Annotated in this window: 14 protein-coding genes; 9 read left to right on the top strand and 5 right to left on the bottom strand. The window is 59.4% G+C overall.

Annotation, left to right across the window (positions count from 1 at the left end):
• Window positions 1-39 precede the first annotated feature (39 nt).
• From PTE30175_RS11025 to PTE30175_RS11015, 3 genes are all read right to left on the bottom strand, one after another.
• A complete protein-coding gene (locus PTE30175_RS11025) occupies window positions 40-1,458 on the bottom strand; it encodes an APC family permease (RefSeq protein WP_150697093.1) in 1,419 nt (472 codons plus the stop codon).
• Between the two features lie 819 nt (window positions 1,459-2,277).
• Window positions 2,278-3,240 (bottom strand): arginase family protein, encoded by a 963-nt coding sequence (locus PTE30175_RS11020; protein ID WP_224788698.1) that lies wholly within the window; start codon window positions 3,238-3,240, stop codon window positions 2,278-2,280.
• A 5-nt stretch (window positions 3,241-3,245) separates the two neighbouring features.
• A complete protein-coding gene (locus PTE30175_RS11015; RefSeq protein ID WP_224788697.1) occupies window positions 3,246-4,523 on the bottom strand; it encodes an aspartate aminotransferase family protein in 1,278 nt (425 codons plus the stop codon).
• Between the two features lie 296 nt (window positions 4,524-4,819).
• Here PTE30175_RS11015 and PTE30175_RS11010 point away from each other — a divergent pair, with 296 nt between their 5' ends.
• The 3 genes from PTE30175_RS11010 (at window position 4,820) to PTE30175_RS11000 (ending at window position 8,581) form a co-directional block, all read left to right on the top strand.
• Entirely contained in the window at window positions 4,820-5,992 is a 1,173-nt protein-coding gene (locus tag PTE30175_RS11010; protein WP_224788696.1) for an amidohydrolase family protein, read from the top strand.
• Between the two features lie 69 nt (window positions 5,993-6,061).
• Complete coding sequence (locus tag PTE30175_RS11005; RefSeq protein WP_224788695.1) at window positions 6,062-6,799, top strand: SDR family oxidoreductase; 738 nt, start codon at window positions 6,062-6,064, stop codon at window positions 6,797-6,799.
• Window positions 6,800-6,937: 138 nt separating this feature from the next.
• Window positions 6,938-8,581 carry a methyl-accepting chemotaxis protein gene (locus PTE30175_RS11000; protein WP_150697091.1) on the top strand — a complete coding sequence of 548 codons (1,644 nt, stop codon included), beginning with the start codon at window positions 6,938-6,940 and terminating at the stop codon, window positions 8,579-8,581.
• A gap of 405 nt (window positions 8,582-8,986) precedes the next feature.
• Here the strand turns inward: PTE30175_RS11000 and PTE30175_RS10995 are convergent, their stop codons facing one another.
• Window positions 8,987-10,537, bottom strand: coding sequence for a class I adenylate-forming enzyme family protein (locus PTE30175_RS10995; protein ID WP_150697090.1), 1,551 nt, complete (start codon window positions 10,535-10,537; stop codon window positions 8,987-8,989).
• A 6-nt stretch (window positions 10,538-10,543) separates the two neighbouring features.
• A complete protein-coding gene (locus PTE30175_RS10990) occupies window positions 10,544-11,347 on the bottom strand; it encodes an enoyl-CoA hydratase/isomerase family protein (RefSeq protein ID WP_150697089.1) in 804 nt (267 codons plus the stop codon).
• Window positions 11,348-11,706: 359 nt separating this feature from the next.
• Between PTE30175_RS10990 and PTE30175_RS10985 the strand changes: the two genes are divergently transcribed.
• The 6 genes from PTE30175_RS10985 to PTE30175_RS10960 all read left to right on the top strand — a co-directional run bounded on the left by PTE30175_RS10985 (window position 11,707) and on the right by PTE30175_RS10960 (window position 18,965).
• Window positions 11,707-13,527 (top strand): AMP-binding protein, encoded by a 1,821-nt coding sequence (locus PTE30175_RS10985; protein ID WP_338044430.1) that lies wholly within the window; start codon window positions 11,707-11,709, stop codon window positions 13,525-13,527.
• A gap of 78 nt (window positions 13,528-13,605) precedes the next feature.
• Window positions 13,606-14,793 (top strand): acyl-CoA dehydrogenase family protein, encoded by a 1,188-nt coding sequence (locus PTE30175_RS10980; RefSeq protein WP_224788694.1) that lies wholly within the window; start codon window positions 13,606-13,608, stop codon window positions 14,791-14,793.
• A complete protein-coding gene (locus PTE30175_RS10975) occupies window positions 14,790-15,998 on the top strand; it encodes an NADH:flavin oxidoreductase/NADH oxidase (RefSeq protein ID WP_150697087.1) in 1,209 nt (402 codons plus the stop codon). The genes PTE30175_RS10980 and PTE30175_RS10975 overlap by 4 nt, the downstream gene beginning before the upstream one ends.
• Complete coding sequence (locus PTE30175_RS10970; protein WP_150697086.1) at window positions 15,995-17,152, top strand: acyl-CoA dehydrogenase family protein; 1,158 nt, start codon at window positions 15,995-15,997, stop codon at window positions 17,150-17,152. The genes PTE30175_RS10975 and PTE30175_RS10970 overlap by 4 nt, the downstream gene beginning before the upstream one ends.
• A gap of 11 nt (window positions 17,153-17,163) precedes the next feature.
• Window positions 17,164-18,174, top strand: a complete 1,011-nt coding sequence (locus PTE30175_RS10965; RefSeq protein WP_191628983.1) for an acyl-CoA dehydrogenase family protein — start codon at window positions 17,164-17,166, stop codon at window positions 18,172-18,174.
• Window positions 18,171-18,965 (top strand): crotonase/enoyl-CoA hydratase family protein, encoded by a 795-nt coding sequence (locus PTE30175_RS10960; protein ID WP_150697084.1) that lies wholly within the window; start codon window positions 18,171-18,173, stop codon window positions 18,963-18,965. The genes PTE30175_RS10965 and PTE30175_RS10960 overlap by 4 nt, the downstream gene beginning before the upstream one ends.
• Window positions 18,966-18,989: the final 24 nt, after the last annotated feature.

The raw sequence follows: 18,989 nt of genomic DNA, 5'->3' as shown, positions 1-18,989 counted from the left end.
GTGTCCACTGTTAATCAGTGGACACATCTTGCCCCGCCCTCAGGCCCGAGGATACGTGCTGATAAATTCGCGCTTACGAACAAGTGCGATTTTGATATTTCCGGTCAAGGCCTCGATATTCTTCAAACCAAGCCACGCCGTTCCGAGCAAGCCGAGTAGACTCGCGAACGGTGCATAGACCGTTTTCCATCGACTCAACTTGATAGGATGGGAGCGGAAAAATGTGATAACCGACAGGGAAGTCAGTATCTGCAGGAATATCAACGTCAGCCCGGTGATGCCGACTAACGCCGCATAGGTCTCGAACGCATCCAATCCGGCTAACTGCACAGTTGTCACTGACGTGATTCCCAGTGCGGAGACAAGAAGCGACGCGTTATGAGGGGATCCGTGTTTTGAGTGAATGGACGAAAGTTTCGAGGGCAAGATGCCATCAATGCCCAGCGAGTAAATGTATCGTGACAAGATGTTGTGCAGCGCGAGCAGACAGGAAAACATACTGGTCAACATCAACACGTTCACTAACGTCCCACCCGCGTGTCCCAGGAATCCACTGACGCTCTCGATCGCGGCAGTTGCCGGTGCGCTGCTCGCCTTTGAAAGCGCTTCTGCCGGCCCGTACGCCACGATGAAGAAATACGTGGCCGAGACAAACACGCATGCCATGACAATGATCGAGAGATATGTCGCTCTCGGCACTGTTACTTCGGGGTTACGCGCTTCCTCACGGAATACGGCCGTTGCCTCGAAGCCGGCGAAACACGTGACGCCGAAAAGAAATGCAAGGCCGACCGATCCCGACATGACAGCGGAGGTCGACAACCAGGTCGGCGATAGTGCCGAGAATCCCTTGCTTGTTGCGATTGCGACTTCCCACGCGGCAACCAGCAGCACCTCGCAAACGAGGGCTATCGACAAGACCCGTGCGGATAGCGTGATCCGGAAGTAGCCCAGGGTGGAAACGACTGCCCAGAGAACAAGAGCCCATACCCACCAGTGGCTTTCATTGGCGCTCGTCGAATGCTTTACAAACGAATCGATAACCAGTCCAGCATATGGATAGCCGCCCATAATGAAGAACGCGTAGGCGAGCATGGCCATGAACGCGGCACCAAGTCCGACGCGAGGACCCAAGCCGACCGTGATATAGGCATAGTATGCGCCGGCGTTCGGGACGTGACGCGACATCGTTACAAAGCCGACTGAAAACAACAGCATCAATGCGGCAACGGCGATGAAGGTCACCGGAGCGCCCAAGCCATTGCCGTACGAAATGATCAGCGGGATCAACCCGACAACAACCGTCAACGGGGCATTGTATGCAAGGACCGTAAAGACGATGTCGAGTGTCCGAAGTTGCCCGGAGAGTGTTTTGCGGCCGGTGTTGATTGTTCGTGTCTCCGTTGGCACGTCGATTTTCAATTCTTCTAACAATTTATCCTCTCTGATTAAATCCATACGACTCGAGTAACTTTGATGACTGACCGCTGCGATCGGCTTGCCATCGTCCCCGCAGCTGATGCGAGGAGTGGATCTGGCGTCTACGTTATGTCCTGATCCGGATCGGCTCCCTCTACCCGGAACGCGACTGCCTGCCCCCCCCCCGCGGGCGTGGGCGCGCGATTATGATGAGAACTGGAGACGCGACGTTCGCGTTGGTTGGGGCGGGGGCACCAATATCGCCAACCGAAATTTGAGCGTCAAACAGAAAACACAAAAACTTGCTTCGGGCTTTTTTGAGGCTTGCGCTGGTTTCGCAGAAACCGAAAAAGTCTCTAGTGTTCTGTCCCGTAAATAATTGACATTAATTGAGCGTGTCATCCAGGCATCCGGGAAACGGAGATGCTGTGATGAGAATGGGAAAACCGAAGGCCGAACTGGTGCTCAGCGAGGAGGAGAGAACGCAGCCGCTGTCGTTTTCGCAGATCGATTCGTTCGGTCATCCGTGTAAATTTCTATCCGGCCTGAACACGGAAATTCTGACACCCCCACAACTGGCTCTGTGGGTTCAATTGTCGCCCAGCTAGCGAAAGCAGCCGGATGCCGCGTTGTCGGATTTGCTGGCGATTCGGACCGATGCCGGTGGGCCCGAGAGGAACTGGGTGTCGATGGCTGTTTTTGTTCGAATAGTGCAGCGCCCGCCTCCGGATGGGGCGCTGGTCATGTGATGATCCCCCCACTCTCATCCTGTTCACCAGACGACCGGGACAACACCAAATTTGGACAGGCGTCCGGCAATCGTGCGGACGCCTGTGCGATTCGCGTAAGGATCAACGGTTACCGGCTCGGATTCCGGTTGCGCAGGATCTCGCTGATGAAGGCAGTGGTCAGCCTCACCGCCGTGGTCGCCGCGATGCCGGAAGGGTCGCGCTCCTGCACGTATTCGACCATTGCGACGCTAACGATGTTCGCCTTGGCCGCGATGCCGCGGATCATCTTCATCGCCGGCCAGAATCCCAGCCCACCGGGTGCCGGGACCCAGACGCCCGGCATGATGGTGGGATCCAAGCCGTCGAGGTCGAAATTGACGTGCACATTCGTGCCGGGCCGGATCGCATCAATGACGGGCTGGATGCCGCGATCAAAGAGATCTTCGCCCGTGAATATCTTCGCACCCCAAGCACGCGCGTCACGCACTTCGGTGTCGCCGCCCGAACTGGGGCCGCGGGTGCCGACCTGCACGATGTCCTTGACGAACGGCATTTCGGAAGCGCGTCGCATCCCGCTCGACAGCCCCCAGCGCTCGCCGAAGTTCTCGTCGCGCCAGTCCATGTGAGCGTCGATCTGCAGCACGGTCACATCTTCGTAGGCGCTGAGTCCTTGGAGCATCGGTGTAGGAATCGAGTCCTCTCCGCCCAGCGCGATGACTGCCGTCTTGCGCGCGGCAAGTTGCTCGACAGTGCTCTTAATCAACGCGCGGTTTGCTTCAGCCTGGTAGAAATGAACCGGCAGGTCGCCGATGTCCACGACGCGTCCCTTGTCCGAGGGCAGCAGGCGCTGGTCAGTATCCCAGTCGTGACGGTCGTGGTAGCCGGAGAGGATATTTGAGGCCTTGCGAAGCGCCGTCGGACCTGCCAGGTTGGCGAGTCCGTAGGCTTCGACTGCCAGATAGGGCGTGGCACACGGAATACCTACGATCGCGATGTCGGCATCAGCAGAAGCGATGTTTTCGCAACGAGGCACGCCCATGAAGGTCAGCGGAGCGGACGTTGAAATTTTTGTGTTCGAGGAAGTGTTCATGGGATTCAGCTCAAAATTGAAGTGATAGAGTCGTCCAGAGCGTTGAGAATCCGGCTGATGTCCTCATCCGAGATAGCCAACGAGAAATAAAACTTGCCATGGGTGAGGACGCCACGCCGGACCATGGCTGTGGTGAGCTTGCGTTGCAAGGCGAGATCGCCCGACACGCTACTGCGATAGTCGATGACCGGGCGGTCTGTCAACACGATCTGCGACAGCGGACCCGTGCCGATCGCCTGCCCGGGCAAGCCGTGGCGGGCAAAAATCTCCGCTGCGCCAGTACGGAACCGGTCGCCTATCTCGTCGAGGCGCGCATAGGTGCCCGGCTGTGAGAGTACTTTCAACGTCGCAATGCCCGCTGTTGCGGCTACCGCGTTGCCGCATGTCGTGCTTCCCGTAAAACACTTGCGCGGATCTGCCGGACTGCGAGGGTTCGCCAGACGCATGATTTCCTCGCGTCCAGCCACCGCCGACAGCGGCATGCCACCGCCGATCACCTTCCCGTAGGTCGCGAGATCGGGCATGACGTTATAGCGTTCCTGCGCCCCGCCCCAAGCGAGACGGAAGCCTGTCACTACTTCGTCAAAAATCAGCAGGATCCCATTGGCGTCGCAGATTGAACGCAGTCCCTGAAGAAAACCGGGCCGAGGTTCGATGCAGCGTTGCTGGGCTTCAACAATGATGGCCGCGATTTCCTGCGGGGCGGAGGCCACGATCGATTGCACGGTCTGCAGGTCGTTGAACGGCGCAATCAGCACCTCGTTCTCAAGAACCTTCGGAATGCCCGCGCTATCGGGCCGCGAAGTTGGGAAATCAGGCAATGGACTTTGCGGCCCCATGCTCATGAGCGCGTAGTCGTTGCCCCCGAGAAACCCACCTTCAAATTTCAGGATTTTCGAGCGCCCTGTAAATGCTCGCGCGAGCCGCATCGCGTACAGCGTTGCGTCCGAACCTGTGACGCCGTATTTGATCTGCTCCGCGCAGGGAATCGCTGCGACGAGTTGTTCCGCGAGCTCAATGCCTTTTTCGTTCAGCAGGTAGAAGTTGGATGGGCATTCAACAGCGTCATGCATCGCGGCGACGAGCTCAGGATGGGCATGGCCGATGAGCATCGGGCCAGATCCGTTGACGCAGTCGATGTACTCTTTGCCTTCAACGTCATAAACCTTCGAGCCCTTTCCGGTCCTGACGACGAAATCCACCTCTTCATCAAGAACGTACGTGGTGAACGCACCGCCAGGCATGACGCGGCGGGCGGCTTCAAGCAGTGTCTTGTTGGTCATGGTCTGTGCACTCAACGTTTTCACGTGAGGTAATCAGAACACGGGAAACAGAGAGGAACAACAAGGAATATCGAAGGCTTGTTTCGGAGTTTCCCTATGCAGAATGGCGCGGAGGACGATGGCGGCATCGCACACAGACGTTACGGAAAAACCGATCTTAAGGTCGTGGATTCGCGTTTGACGGGCTGATTTCGGTAGGGGAGATTGTTGCGGGAGTGTTAAGGCTGCCCCAAGTGCGTGGCGCCTTTGTAGCAAAGCCGCTCGCATTGCGACCGTGCGCATCGGGAACGCGTTACATGACCGGGTTGCAGAAACCAGACCGCAAACAAATGAGCACCCACGAAAGCTGCCGCCGTCGCGGCGACCACGGCCATTATGTCGACCACGCATGGCTCGCCCAGCGCACGGAAGACGCGCTGGAACCGGATATTCCGATCGTGGACCCCCATCATCATTTCTGGGACCGGCGGCCCGAAAACAGTCTTTACCTGTTCCCTGAGTTTCTGGAAGACATTCGAAGCAGCGGCCATCAGATCCGTGGAACTGTGTTTGTGGACTGCACGTCCATGTACCGCGCCGAGGGCGATCGACGATTCGCATGCGTCGGGGAAGTGGAATTTGTCAATGGGATTGCGGCGATGTCCGCGAGCGGCGGCTATGGAGCGCTGCGGGCGGGCGCCGGCATTGTCGGTGGCGTTGATCTGATGGAGGGGGCGCAGGCGGGGGATGTGCTGAGGGCCTGCATGGACCGGGCACCGGAGCGCTTTCGGGGCGTCCGGCAACTGACAGCATGGGATGCGCATCCTGACGTCAATCTGCTCGATTTCACGACGCCGCTGATGCTCTCGGACCGAAAGTTCCGTGAAGGTTTCGCCCAACTGGCGCCATTGGGGCTGAGCTTCGACGCTTTCCTCTACCACCCGCAGATGCCAGAGTTGATCGATCTTGTCGACGCATTCCCAGATACGACGGTCATCATCAACCATTTTGGGGCCCGAGCAGGACTGGGCCCATATGCGGTAGACCGGGACGAGACCTTTCACCAGTGGGCTATGCATATGCGCGAGCTTGCGCGGCGACCGAATGTCAATCTCAAGCTCGGCGGCATCGGCATGCGTCTGGCGGGTCTTGGTTTCCACGACAGGGATGAGCCGCCGACATCGCAGGAACTTGCCGATGCGTGGCGTCCCGCCTTCGAAATCTGCATGGAGGCGTTCGGGCCCGACCGTTCGATGTTCGAGAGTAACTATCCCGTAGACAAGTCCCTGTGCACGTATGGGATGGTCTGGAACACGTTCAAACGTCTGGCTGGAAGGCTGTCTGTATCCGAGAAGGCCGCGCTCTTCGCCGGAACGGCGGTACGTATTTACCGGCTTCCTGCCGAACTGGCGCGTCAAGCGTCGGATGGAACGCCGCCGGTAGTCGCAGGACTGCCGTCTGCGAATGCATGCAGACTGAGCGGCAACTGAGCGCTACCCACTGGAATGGAAGGGTACGAGCACGATCGGCGACCGCGCCATGAGGAAAGAGGGGGAGAGGTGACTGGACAGGACAGACGAAGGGTATTGGTGACGGGCGGGAGCAAAGGCATCGGCCGTGCGATCTTGCGCCGTCTGAGCGAGGATGGCTATCGGGCAGTAGGCATTGCCAGAACGCGTCCGGCCGACCTGCATCCCGATGAGGAATTTTACGAGTGCGATCTGACAGATGCGGACGTAACACGACGGCTAGTCGAGACGCTCGCCGAAGACGCGCCTTTCTACGGGCTTGTGAACAACGTGGCGATGGCGCCGCTCACGTCGCTCGAGGACTGCAGCGTCCAAGATATGCTCGACGCGTTCCAGCTAAACGTTATCGCGACACTTGTGTGTACCCAAGCCGTACTGCCGGGTATGAAGAGGCTGGGCGGCGGTCGTGTGATCAACTTTTCGTCTCGCGCCGCGTTGGGCAAAGAGAACCGGACCGCTTACAGCGCAACCAAAGCCGGCTTGATCGGCATGACGCGGACGTGGGCGCTGGAACTGGCCCCGTATGGGATCACAGTGAATGTGATTGCACCCGGTCCGATCGAGACCGACGGATATCGGGAAGGCAATCTGCCGGATGACCCTCGCACCAAGGCTTTGCTGGCCTCGATACCACTGAAACGCGTTGGAGCTCCAACGGAAATCGCCAACACGGTCTCCTATCTGATGAACGATCTAACAGGCTTCATGACCGGACAGACCCTGTATATAGACGGCGGAATGACCATCTCCGCCGTGAAGATCGCTTAATCAATCATTCAACAAATCATTCTTTGGGGCGACCGTCTCTCTCGGGACGCCATTCGCTGCATTCTTCGATAATCGGCTTCGCGATCGCCTGACGCGACAAGTTCGGTCATACCGCATAGTTCTCTGGAACGCACTCCTATGATGCTATCCCGTTTGAAGGTCAGAACCCGCCTCGCGCTGAGTTTCACTTCGATCCTTGTCGTTCTCTCGATCATCACGGCCGTCGCTGCGATCAAGCTGAGCGAACTCAACGACACCATAACGGTCAACACGGACTTCATCGGGAGAGAGACCAGTTTGCTCGCCCAGATGCTCCACGAGGCACAAGATGCTTCGACCGCGGTGCGCAACCTGCTGATTCTTACCGACCAGCCACGGATGGCGGAGCAGAAAGCCGTCTATGATCAGAAGATCGCAGGTTATGTGCGACTGGCACGGCAGTTCGAGCAGTCGTTCGCTCATGACCCGGGTGCTGATGAGCGCGCTCGCGAATTGTACAGGCAGATTGTCGCGGCGCGCGAGGCAGCCATGCCGTTGATCGAAAAGGCGGCAGCCCTTGGATCCAGCCTTAACCCGACGGCCTCAAAGTTCATGATGAGTCAGGCAGGCCCCGCCATGGATCACTGGACTAACCTGCTTGGTCAGCTTATGGACCACGGGGTAGAGTTCACTGCCGTCGGTGCTGCCAAGGCCCATGCCACCTATCGCACCGCGCGTTTGCTCACGCTGGTGCTCGCCGGCATTGGCGCGCTGGTCGCCGCTATCCTGGCGATGGTCATTTCCCGCAGCCTCCTGCATCAACTTGGTGCTGAGCCCGACTATGCGGCCGAAATTGCCGGACGAATAGCCGATGGTGACCTGACAGTTGACGTAAAACTGACGGACGGCGACAGTTCGAGCTTGCTCTATTCCATGAAACAGATGCAGGAGAAGCTTCTCAGTTCGGTCGGCAACATCAGCCTTGCCACGGACCAGATTGTCATTGCGTCGCGTGAGATTGCATCCGGCAACGCAGATCTTTCCGATCGAACAGAAGAGCAGGCTAACACGCTCCAGCAGACGGCTGCCAACATGGCTGAACTCACCAAGACCGTCAAACAGAATACGGACAACGCAAGGCAAGTCAATGTCTTTGCCAGCAACGCCGTTGAGGTTACGAATGCAAGCAGGGACGTAGTATATGGGCTCGTCCAGACGATGAGCGAGATCAGCGGTAGTTCCAGAAGAATCTCGGAAATCACGGAACTCATTGAGGGAATCGCCTTCCAGACCAACATCCTGGCGCTCAATGCAGCCGTCGAGGCAGCCCGCGCAGGTGAGCATGGGCGCGGGTTCGCAGTCGTCGCCAGCGAGGTGCGCAACCTCGCGCAGCGTTCATCCTCGGCTGCAAAGGAAATCAAAGACCTCATTGGCACATCCGTCGCTGTGATCCGGGACGGCGAAGAGCAGACCACGCAGGTGACGACTGCTGTCGGCAAGGTCCAGCAGGCGATCCGTCATGTATCAGATCTGGTTGCGCAAATCTCCGCCGCATCGGAAGAACAAAGTCGCGGCATTGAACAGGTAGACCAGGCAATTGGCGAGATGGACTCCGTGACCCAGCAAAACGCCACACTGGTCGAACAGGCCGCCTCGGCAGCGAAGTCGCTCGAGAACCAGGCACAGCAGCTCCGGGGCTCGGTTTCAATCTTCCGTTCCTCAGAAACTTCAATTCACAAAGTGCAGGACGGGAAGATGTCTGAAACTGACGTGCCGCGCCGAATAGAGCACGAGATGGTCTGAGGACGGCGCCTCTGTCCGACCCATCGAGTGCATCTCGAAGTTCAGGGTGCCCCGGCGGATATCGGCGTGCGGCCGCACAGTACCCAAAACAAAAAGGGGCCTTCCTTTAGTCTAGTTCACTACAAGTGAACTGACCCCCAAGTGTTGGACATAAATCCAACCCTTGGGGGTTTTTACATCCCGTCGACGCTAATCTCCATGCCTGCTTCCTGGCACCATCTTGCGAAAACGAAGCGCCCCGCGTCATCTTCGTCTTTCAGCGCCTATCGCTTGTGTCCCCCAGCCACGCCGGGCCCGACCTTCGCCATCGCCTTCAGTGAGATCTACAGCCGATCCTGATTGACCGGAAGCCCGGCGTCCAGCGCCAGTTTGAACATGGTCACGGAAATAACGCCGGTGTGAACATTAGATGGAGCGACTGACGGACTGCCAGTAGCGGGACTTGACGTCTTTCTTGAGCACTTTGCCATAAGCGCTTTTTGGAAGGTCGTCAACGAACTCGACAGACTTGGGCTTCTTGTACGACGCCAGTCTTTCACGGCAGAATTCGATGATCTCGTCTTCTGTCGCGGTCGCCCTTGCGTCAAGTACAACCACTGCCTTTACCGCCTCTCCCCAGACCTCATCTGGCACACCGATCACGCAGGCTTCGGCAATCGCCGGGTGCTCCAGTAGAACTTCCTCGACTTCGCGTGGATAGATGTTGGAGCCGCCAGAGATGATCATGTCCTTAACTCGGTCGGTGATGAAGATATAGCCCTCTTCATCGCGATAACCGATGTCGCCGGTGTGCAGCCACCCGTTTCGCAGCACTTCGTCGGTCGCTTCCTTGCGGTTCCAATAGCCAGGCGTCACGATGTTGCCCCGCACGGTAATTTCGCCGGCGACGTTAGGCCCCGCCTCGTTGTCGCTCTCATCGACAATGCGCATGAGCACGGCCGGATATTCGCGGCCGATTGACGCGAGGCGCTTGAGCTTTACGGATGACGACAGGTCGTATTCAGACTTATGCATGCCGCACTGCGCGGGCGCTTCGCTCTGGCCGTAACCCTGGCAGAATACCGGGCCGAATACCTCGATTGCCCGACGCAGGACTTCCGCATACATCGGCGCGCCTGAGCATAGGATGTCCTTCACGCTGCTCAGATCATATTTTTCGATTTCGGGAACCTGCAGCAGCATCTGCACCATTGTCGGCGCCATGAAGCTCGCGGTGGCCTTGAAGCGCTGGATCGATTCGAGCACTAGTGGCGGATCAAAGCGCGACAGACCGGGGAACACTTGGGCGCCAGCAACCGACAGATACACAAGGCCAAGGGTTGCGCTTGCGTGTGCAATCGGGGCGAAATGAATCATTCGGTCGGTTTCGTTGGCATCCCGAAGGAGTCCAAGCCGCAATTGCTCGACCGCCGAGATTAGATTGCGATGCGTCTCGATCACGCCTTTGGGCTTTCCGGTGGTGCCGGATGTATAGAACAGCCACGCCACATCGTCCGGTTCAATTAGCACGTTGGGCGCCGTCAGTCCGTCTGCCTGCAGCAGGTCACCGTAGCAAGTGAATTCCGTGGCATCGTCCATGCAGACCCAGTGTTCAACTTCCGGATGTCTGGATCGAAGGGTCTGGACGATCTCGGTGAACTCGGGTGAAAAGACAAAAAACTTCGCCCCTGAATCCGACACCATGAAGCTTATTTCATCGGCGTGCAGTTTCGGATTGAGCGGAGTGGGCGTCATTCCTGCAGCCTGCGCGCCGAGATAGACTTCGAACGCCTCAAAGCGGTTGGTGGAGATGATGGCGACGCGATCGCGCTGCTGCCCCTTGGCGAGCAGATAGTGGGCGATGCTATTGATGCGACGAAGACCCTCCTCATAGCTGATGGTGATATCCGGCGTGATCCAAAGCGGCCGGTCAGGATGGCAGCGCGCAGAACGGTAGACGAAATGAGCAAGGTGCATTTGGGATCACATGTTTTCAGTGGAGGGGAAGTGCGGCTTGCGCTTCTCAAGAAATGCGTCGAGTCCCTCTTTGGCATCGGGCTCCATGAAGTTCAACCCTTCGTAAGCGACCGACAGATCGAAGATGGGCGCTGCCTGCCGGACCCAGTGATTGAGGCATCGCTTTGTCCATCGCAGTGCGCGCTGCGGTTTCTGTCCCAGCGCATCGGCGAACTGGAGCGCGGTTGACAGAACCTCTTCAGCCGGCTTGCACATGGAGACAAGACCGATACGTTCCGCTTCCTTTCCATTGAGGATGTCGGCTGTCAGCAGATAGAGCTTCGCCTTGGGTAGCCCACAGTAGAGCGGCCACAGAAGCGCAGCATGATCGCCGGATGCAACGCCGATATTCATGTGTGCATCCGTGAGTTTCGCGGTTTCTGAAATGATGGAGATGTCTGCCGTCAGGGCCACTGCGAGTCCAGCGCCCGCAGCGGGGCCGTTGATCGCGGAAACGATCGGCTTGTCCAGATGCACCATGTTGTAGACGATCTGAAGCGCGACTTCTCCGGAGTGAATCGCAGGTTCGATCTTGCCGAGCGATGTTATGCCCTCGGCAAGGTCGCCCCCCACCGAAAAGGCGCGTCCGGCGCCCGTGATCACAGGCACCCGAACGTTGCGGTCGTTCTTGATTGTCAGCCACACCTCAGCGAGTTCGTCATGCAACCTCGCGTTGGCGGCGTTGTGATGCTCGGGCCGGTTAATCGTGATGAGCAGCACGCCGTTCGGTTTGGGCTCGAACTTGAGGTGTTGGAAGTCGGAATAGTTCATGGTGAGCCGTTCTCCGTTGTTTTCTGAAAGAGTTTATCCGCGACGTACAGCTGGGAAAGATATAGACCTCGTTTCCAATGGGAGGAAAGCCGCGTGCCGAGGTCAGGACCCTGTTTGAGCCGGGAAAGTATCGGGTCCAAATGCTCGCGCGGCGACAGCCCCTGTTGGTCCAGGTTGACGAAAACAACGCCGAACCACTGCCCGCATCTCACGGGCAGGCGTCCGAGCGCCTCCCGAACGATACTGCGCGACGCGTTCTGCTGCGTTCAGACCAAGCGCGACGCCCGTCGGCGCGCGAAGGGCGCGCACCTCGTCCGGCGTAAGGATTGGCAGGTCAAGACGCATCTGAAAGCTACGGAATGTTCCTCGGTGGCCCATTGTCCCGGCTATTCCATTGCAGGCGCCATCAGAGAATCGCGAACCTAACATTGGGAAATCGCGAGGGACGATGGCCGCGCGTAGCCACGACGGCTAACTCCGGAAAGGCCGAAGTAAAGGTCCGATCTTCCGTGTTGATGGCGGCGACTACCGGTGGTCAGATGGCTGGTAGGGACTGGAGACTCACGCAGAAAAAACACGATATGACTACACTTTACGATCTGGTGGCGAATGCCCCCCCGAATTCGCCATGCGTGCGTGTCGGCGACGAAAACGTCACCTATGGCGAGTTCCGCGACCGCGTGCGTCGCGTCGCGGGTGGATTGCAACGGCACGGACTTAGACGAGGTGACTGTGTCGCATTGTGGTTTCCCAACACGGTGGACTGGCTTGTCGTTGCAATGGCGTGTGCCCGAAGCGGCCTGCCGGTGCTCTGCCTGAACCCTCGCCTGGGGCCCCTGGAGATCGGTGATTTCATAGCGCGCGCCCGATGCAAGGCGATTGTCTTGGCTGCCAGTCATGGTGGCAAGGACAATCTTGCGCTGCTTTCCGGCGTGGACGCGATAAAGCTGGCGGGATTGCGACTCGCGGTTACCCAGGAAGGTCCGCCCGAGTGCATTGCAGGACTGGCGTCGGTTAGCCTGCCCGAACTGGCGTCGGGCGAGTTTGACGGGGAAGAGCAGGCGTCAGGAAACGATGTCTGCATCATTTTCTCCTCGTCCGGCACCACGAGCCGGCCCAAGCTTATCCAGCACTCGCAGAAGGCTGCCGCTGCACACGCGGCCGACGTCGCAAGCGCTTTCGGCATTCAGGGAGGACGGGCAAGAGTCTACGCGGGCGCACCATTCTGCGGCGCGTTCGGTTTTACCGTTGCCATGGGGGCACTGGCAGGACACAGCGCAGTTGTGGCGGACGAACGGTTCGACGCAAGGGACGCCGTAAATACACTGGATGCCGAGCGCATCACGCATATGTTCGGCACGAATGAGATGCTGCAGCGGATGCTGGACGCTGCCGGGGACGGCTGGCGCCCACAGACCCTTGAAACGTTCGCACACGCGAACTTCACGCCCGGCCTCGACACATTGCCAGCGCGCGCGGAGGCGCAAGGCGTACGCCTGCGTGGCTGCTTTGGCATGAGCGAGACATTCGCGCTGTTCGCCGCGCAACCTGCCGATGGCACGCTACAGCGAAGAGTCGGAACGGGCGGGATTCCCATCTGCAGGGAGGCGAAGGTGCGCGTACGCGACCTGAGCAGCGGACAGCTGCTGGAGGCCGGAGAGCATGGCGAGCTGGAGTTTTACACGCCCAACCTGATGCTCGGGTACGTGGGAGATGAGGAGGCGACCCGGCGCGCTATCACCGACGACGGGTTCCTGCGGACGGGCGACGTAGGATACATGGGCTCGGACGGCGGATTCACGCAGCTCTCGCGCATGGGTGATGTCATCCGAATCGGGGGGTACCTCGTGAATCCGCTCGAAATCGAGGCTGTCGTCTCAACTTACCCGGGAATTTCCGCCTGTCAGGTGGTCGAAGTACCGACCGAGCAGGGACCCCGCCCCGTCGCGTTTGTGACCGGACATCAGGGGTACCGACACGACGAGCCAGGACTAATCGCTTTTCTTAAGGTTCGGCTCGCCACATTCAAAGTGCCGGTGCGCTTCTTCGAAGTTCCGGAGTTTCCGGTCGCTACAGGACCGAACGGGACGAAGGTGCTAAAGCGCGAGCTTCGCGAACAGGCTGTGGAACTGATCGGGCGGGGAACCACTGATCAGCCGCGAGCCGGTGGCACGCGATAGCGGCTGCTTTATGTCGTTAGTCTCGGGATCGACGACACGAGGTCAGATTAATGCGCACTATGATTCAAGGAGACTCACTTGAATAGCTGGAACGGATGGGACCTTCCCTTCTTCGATGAGCGTCACGGCGCGCTGAAGGAAAGACTCCAGGAGTGGATGGTGGTCAATGAGCGGGAAGAGGGCGTCGTCGAAAAGTTGCCGCTTGCCGAGCAGTGTGACCACTACGTGAAGCAACTGGCGGCGATGGGCTTTCTGGAACTCGCCGTGGCAAATCCTGCGGATCCTACGGCGTACCTGGACGTGCGATCGATCTGTCTCGTGCGGGAAGCCCTGAGTTACCGCAATGCGCTGGCCGACTTCGCGTTTTCGATGCAGGGGCTCGGTACAGCGGCAATCGCGCTGTTCGGTACCCCGGCCCAACGTGACCGGTATCTTGGCCCTTGCCGACAGGGGCTGTCAAAGCCGGCGATTGCGATTACGGAGCCCGAAGGTGGCTCCGATGTGGCGGCCACACGCACGCGCGCAGAACGGCGTGGCGACCGATATGTGCTCAACGGAGAAAAATGCTGGATTTCGAACGGGGGCATCGCAAACCACTACATTATTCTCGCCCGCACGGGTGAGGCAGAGGGTGCGAAAGGTATCTCCGCATTCATCGTCGACGCTGATACTCCGGGATTCAGGACTGGCCCCAACCTGGACATCATCGCCCCACACCCGTTGTCGGAAGTCTTTCTTGAGGATGTGGAGGTTGCGGCAGACCAGATGCTCGGCCAGCCGGGTGAAGGCTTCAAGGCGGCGATGGCCACCTTCGACATCTTTCGATCCTCGGTCGGCGCAGCTGCAGTGGGGCTCGGCCGGCGGGCGATCGACGAGACGGTTCACCGTATGCAGAATCGAATGCTCTTCGGCAAGCCGATGTCGGAGAATGACATGGTGCGGGCGCGGGTGGCTGACATGGTCACAGATCTGGAGGCGGCGGCACTGACTGTCTACCGGGCCGGGTGGCTCAGGGACGTGCGGCGCGTAAATGTAACCCGGGAGGCAGCGATGGCCAAGTTGACGGGTACGGAAGCAGGGCAGCGCATTCTGGACAGTGCAGTACAGCTCTTCGGCGCTACGGGCCTCAAGATCGGTAACGTCATCGAGCGCATGTACCGGGACATCCGCCCCATGCGCATCTACGAAGGCGCCTCGGAGGTTCAGCGAATCATCATCGGGCGACGCACACTCGCAACCCCCCAACGTGAAGGGAAAGCATCATGAGTACCAAACTGTTTTCGACGTTCGCCTTGCGTGACGTTGTCTTGAAAAATCGCGTCGTCGCGGCGCCAATGTGGCAATACGCCGGAAAGAACTGGAAGCCGACAGATTGGCACTTGATGAATCTCGGTCGCCTGGCAGACGGGGGAGCAGGCCTCGTCTTCCAGGAGGGTACGACCGTCGAACGACGCGGGTGCGGCACGCTCGGCGACATCGGCTTGTGGAACGACGACTCAATCGAGTCCTATCGGCGGATCGTGGCTCTTGTCGAGTCATGTGGCGCGGTGCCCGGCATCCAGTTGATGCATGCGGGCCGCAAGGCCAGGCAGAAGCCGCCCGCGCAGGGCCGGGGCGCGCTTGAGCGCAGCGCCGATATCGAAGACTGGGACAGCTGGGACGTCATTGCGCCCAGCCCGATCGAGCAGGCCGCTGGTTTTCCCGTTCCACGCGAGATGACCGTTACGGACATCCAGCAAGTGATCGAGGCGTTCACATCGGCCGCCCGGCGTGCCGATCACATCGGTTACAAGGTGATCGAACTGCATGCGGCGCATGGTTACCTGCTGCATGAGTTCCTGTCGCCGATGTCGAACCGGCGCACGGATGCGTACGGCGGAAGTTTCGAAAATCGCGTGCGCTTGCTGCTCGAAGTCGTGGAAAGTATCCGCACAGTATGGCCGCACGGCAAACCCATTTTCGTCCGCCTTTCCTGCATCGATGGCGACGCAGGCGGCTGGACGATCGAGGATACGTATGCGCTGGTGCGTCTGCTGCATGCCCGGGGCGTCGATCTAATCGACTGTTCGTCCGGTGGGATAGACGGTTCGCCGCTCACCAAAGGGCTCGCTGCATCGTATGGCTACCAGGCGGAGCTTGCCGCGTCAGTGAAACGCGAGACGGGGGTCCCGACATCGGCAGTCGGATTGATCGTGCACGCGCATCAGGCCGAAAAAATCCTGGAAGAGGGAAAGTCGGATCTGCTCGCGCTCGCCAGAGAGCTGATCTACAACCCGAACTGGCCCATGGATGCGGCACGCAAGCTCGGTGACGAACGGGGCTTCAACGTGATGCAGCGCCGCGGCGCATTCTGGCTGGAGCGGCGCGCCGTCACCGTACCCGGACTCGTACCATCGACGTTTCCCGATCCGTTCGCCCCGGTCATCGGTAGTCCGGAGGATACGTCCGAAGTGGCGGGTTCCGACAAATGAACGCGCTGAATTCCCTTGCGCCGACTCGCATTCCAGCTGAAGACGAGCAGCTGCGTGCGTCGGTGCGGGAGTTTCTCAGTGCGGCGGTCGCGGCGATACCGGCACACGTGCGGGCGCAGTCGTGGAACGGCTATTGTCCGACTTTTTCGCGCGAACTGGGCCGGCGCGGCTGGTTGGGACTGACACTGCCCACTGCCTATGGCGGTGCAGGTCGCAGCCAGTTCGCAAGGTACGTCGTCGCCGAAGAACTTCTCTGCGTGGGCGCGCCCGTTGGCTCTCACTGGATCGCGGATCGGCAGAGCGCGCCCTTGCTGCTCAAGTACGGTACAGAAGCACAGAAGCAGTTCTACATCCCCCGGATCTGCCGCGGCGAAGCGTTTTTCTGTATTGGCATGAGCGAGCCGAATTCCGGGTCTGACCTGGCATCCGTTCGTACCCGGGCGGTACGCAACGACAGCGGATGGCTTTTGACCGGGCAGAAGATCTGGACGACCAACGCCGATAACGCTCACTACATGATCGCGCTGGTGCGTACATCAGGCGAGCCGGGCGATCGCCAGAAGGGGCTTTCACAGGTAATCGTTGACCTGTCGCTACCGGGGGTAGAGGTGCGTCCGATTACCGACCTGTACGGTCACTCGCATTTTTGCGAGGTGTTTTTCGACAACGTGCAGTTGAAGGACGACGCACTCATTGGCGAGGAAGGCCGGGGCTGGGAGCAGGTGACGTCGGAACTCGCGCTCGAGCGAAGCGGTCCCGAGCGGATTCTCTCAAGCATGGTGCTGTTCGAGGACTGGCTGGCTTTTTCCCGTACCAAGGAGGGAAGGACGCCGCATGCGACGCGACTCGCGGGCAAGGTGCTGGCCCGACTTGTTCCGCTACGTGCCATGGCCGTCGCACTCACGGGCAAACTGGCGCGGGGCGAAAGCCCCGCCGTCGAAGCCGCATTGGTCAAGGATCTCGGTACCACGCTTGAGCAGCTGATTCCGGCAGCGATTGCGGATGACCTGTACTCACGGGTGGGGCAGGGGATTCCGGGCGAACTGTTAAGAACGCTGGATTACCTGGTACAGGTTGCTCCCTCTTTCTCCCTTCGTGGCGGGACGCGAGAGATCCTGCGCGGAATGGTCGCGCGTGGCCTCGGCTTACGTTGATGGAACATGCGATGGATAACATCTACGCGGACTCATTCGAAAGACTGCTGCTTGAGCACTGCACGCCGCAAGCTGTGCGGGCTGTCGAGCATGGCAAGGGGGCCGATGAACTCTGGAATGTCATCGAAGCGTCGGGTTTCGGAAACGTGCTGCTTCCTGAGGAGGCTGACGGAGCGGGACTGTCGCTGGATGAGGCATTCACGCTTTTTGAACTGTGTGGCGCTTTCGCGCTGCCGCTGCCACTGGCGGAAACGATCGTTGCACGCGCACTCCTGACTGCGGCGCAACAACCTGTGCCTGTTGGCAGCATTGCGTGGGGTGCCGGAACGATTTCCGGGAATGTCCTGCGTGGCGATGCCGTCGCGTACGGCGCTGTCGCGCACTATGTACTGCTCCATTTTGCCGATGGGACGGCCTCCCTGCTTCCTGCCGATGCGGCCCTTCGCGAACCTGGTCTTTTTCCCCTGGATGCGCATCTCGAGTGGCCGACGGACGCGCTTGAGAAAGCCGGCCGCATCGAGTTGCCGGATGTCGATTTCCTTGCGGTTCATGCGTGCCTGTCTGCTGTCCAGCTTGCTGGCATCCTGCAGGCCACCTTTGAGCGCACGCTCGAGTACGCCAATGAACGTTCACAGTTTGGCCGGCCGATCGGGAAATTTCAGGCCCTGCAGCATCAGTTGAGCGTGATGGCGGAGCATGTGTCGTCCGCTCGAATGGCTGCGCAGCTTGGTTGCCGGGGCCGTCCCGGGCAGATCATGCGTCCCGCTGCGGCAATTGCGAAGATACTGACCAGCGAGGCCGCACGGGAGGTCGCAGCGATCGCGCATTCGATCCACGGCGCCATCGGATTAACTGAGGAGTTCGACCTGCAGCTGTACACCCGAAGGCTCTACTGGCTGCGCCAGGCTGCCGGTGCTGAAGGCTTCTGGGAGGGTGAACTGGGGGCGCTTGCACTTTCGCGGAGTGAGCGCGCTATCGATCTGGTTCGCGAGTACAGCGACGTTCATAAGGATGACAGATGAAGAGCTTCCTGAATATTACCCGTGAAGGCGCAGTTCTCCTTATCACAATGGATCAACCCGAGACGCGCAACGCGCTAACCGGGAACACGGCAGTGCAGGAGTTTGTTGACGTGTGTACCAGCGTGGGCGCCGACACTTCGGTCAGGGCCGTCGTCCTCACGGGTGCGGGAACGGTGTTCAGTTCGGGTGGCAACGTCAAGGACATGCAGAAGTATGAACGTGAGCGGCCGCCGCCCGAGTCAGTCTGCCAGGAATATCGTATGGGCATCCAGCGCATACCCAAGGCACTCTATAACCTCGACGTCCCTGTGATTGCTGCCGTGAACGGCGCGGCGATCGGTGCGGGGCTGGACCTCGCCTGCATGTGCGACATCCGCATCGCGTCGACGAACGCCATTTTCGCGGAAAGCTTTGTGAAAGTGGGCATCGTTCCCGGTGACGGCGGCGCATGGCTGCTTCCGCGAGTCGTGGGTCGCTCGAAGGCTGCGGAAATGGCCTTCACGGGTGAGGCGCTTTCGAGTGCAGAAGCGTTGGATTGTGGCCTCGTTTCCTGTGTAGTCGCACCCGATGATCTGCTCGATACGGCCCGCTCAATTGCCACGAAGATCTCAGCGAATCCCGGAGGTGTGCTGCGGATGACGAAGCGGCTGCTTCGGGCTGGCGAGCATGCTTCACTCGAATCACTACTCGAGATGTCGGCTTCGTATCAAGCCATTGCCCACATGAGCCCGGATCACCATGAGGCCGTGCGCGCTTTCTGCGAAAAGCGGGCGCCCCGGTTCGCCAGTTAGCCATCGCGATTACTTCATTCGAAA

This window comes from Pandoraea terrae (assembly GCF_902459695.1).
Taxonomy (GTDB): domain Bacteria; phylum Pseudomonadota; class Gammaproteobacteria; order Burkholderiales; family Burkholderiaceae; genus Pandoraea; species Pandoraea terrae.
The sequence above is the reverse complement of the archived record's forward strand: the minus strand, read 5'-3'. Positions and strand labels throughout refer to the sequence as shown.

What these genes read in the sequence shown, in the direction of transcription:
- PTE30175_RS10990 (WP_150697089.1), bottom strand. Translation starts at nt 11,347, where the DNA reads ATGAACTATTCCGACTTCCAACACCTCAAGTTCGAGCCCAAACCGAAC.
- PTE30175_RS10975 (WP_150697087.1), top strand. Translation starts at nt 14,790, where the DNA reads ATGAGTACCAAACTGTTTTCGACGTTCGCCTTGCGTGACGTTGTCTTG.
- PTE30175_RS11000 (WP_150697091.1), top strand. Translation starts at nt 6,938, where the DNA reads ATGATGCTATCCCGTTTGAAGGTCAGAACCCGCCTCGCGCTGAGTTTC.
- PTE30175_RS11020 (WP_224788698.1), bottom strand. Translation starts at nt 3,240, where the DNA reads ATGAACACTTCCTCGAACACAAAAATTTCAACGTCCGCTCCGCTGACC.
- PTE30175_RS11025 (WP_150697093.1), bottom strand. Translation starts at nt 1,458, where the DNA reads ATGGATTTAATCAGAGAGGATAAATTGTTAGAAGAATTGAAAATCGAC.
- PTE30175_RS10965 (WP_191628983.1), top strand. Translation starts at nt 17,164, where the DNA reads ATGGATAACATCTACGCGGACTCATTCGAAAGACTGCTGCTTGAGCAC.
- PTE30175_RS10985 (WP_338044430.1), top strand. Translation starts at nt 11,707, where the DNA reads ATGTTCCTCGGTGGCCCATTGTCCCGGCTATTCCATTGCAGGCGCCAT.
- PTE30175_RS10960 (WP_150697084.1), top strand. Translation starts at nt 18,171, where the DNA reads ATGAAGAGCTTCCTGAATATTACCCGTGAAGGCGCAGTTCTCCTTATC.
- PTE30175_RS11015 (WP_224788697.1), bottom strand. Translation starts at nt 4,523, where the DNA reads ATGACCAACAAGACACTGCTTGAAGCCGCCCGCCGCGTCATGCCTGGC.
- PTE30175_RS10995 (WP_150697090.1), bottom strand. Translation starts at nt 10,537, where the DNA reads ATGCACCTTGCTCATTTCGTCTACCGTTCTGCGCGCTGCCATCCTGAC.
- PTE30175_RS11010 (WP_224788696.1), top strand. Translation starts at nt 4,820, where the DNA reads ATGACCGGGTTGCAGAAACCAGACCGCAAACAAATGAGCACCCACGAA.
- PTE30175_RS10970 (WP_150697086.1), top strand. Translation starts at nt 15,995, where the DNA reads ATGAACGCGCTGAATTCCCTTGCGCCGACTCGCATTCCAGCTGAAGAC.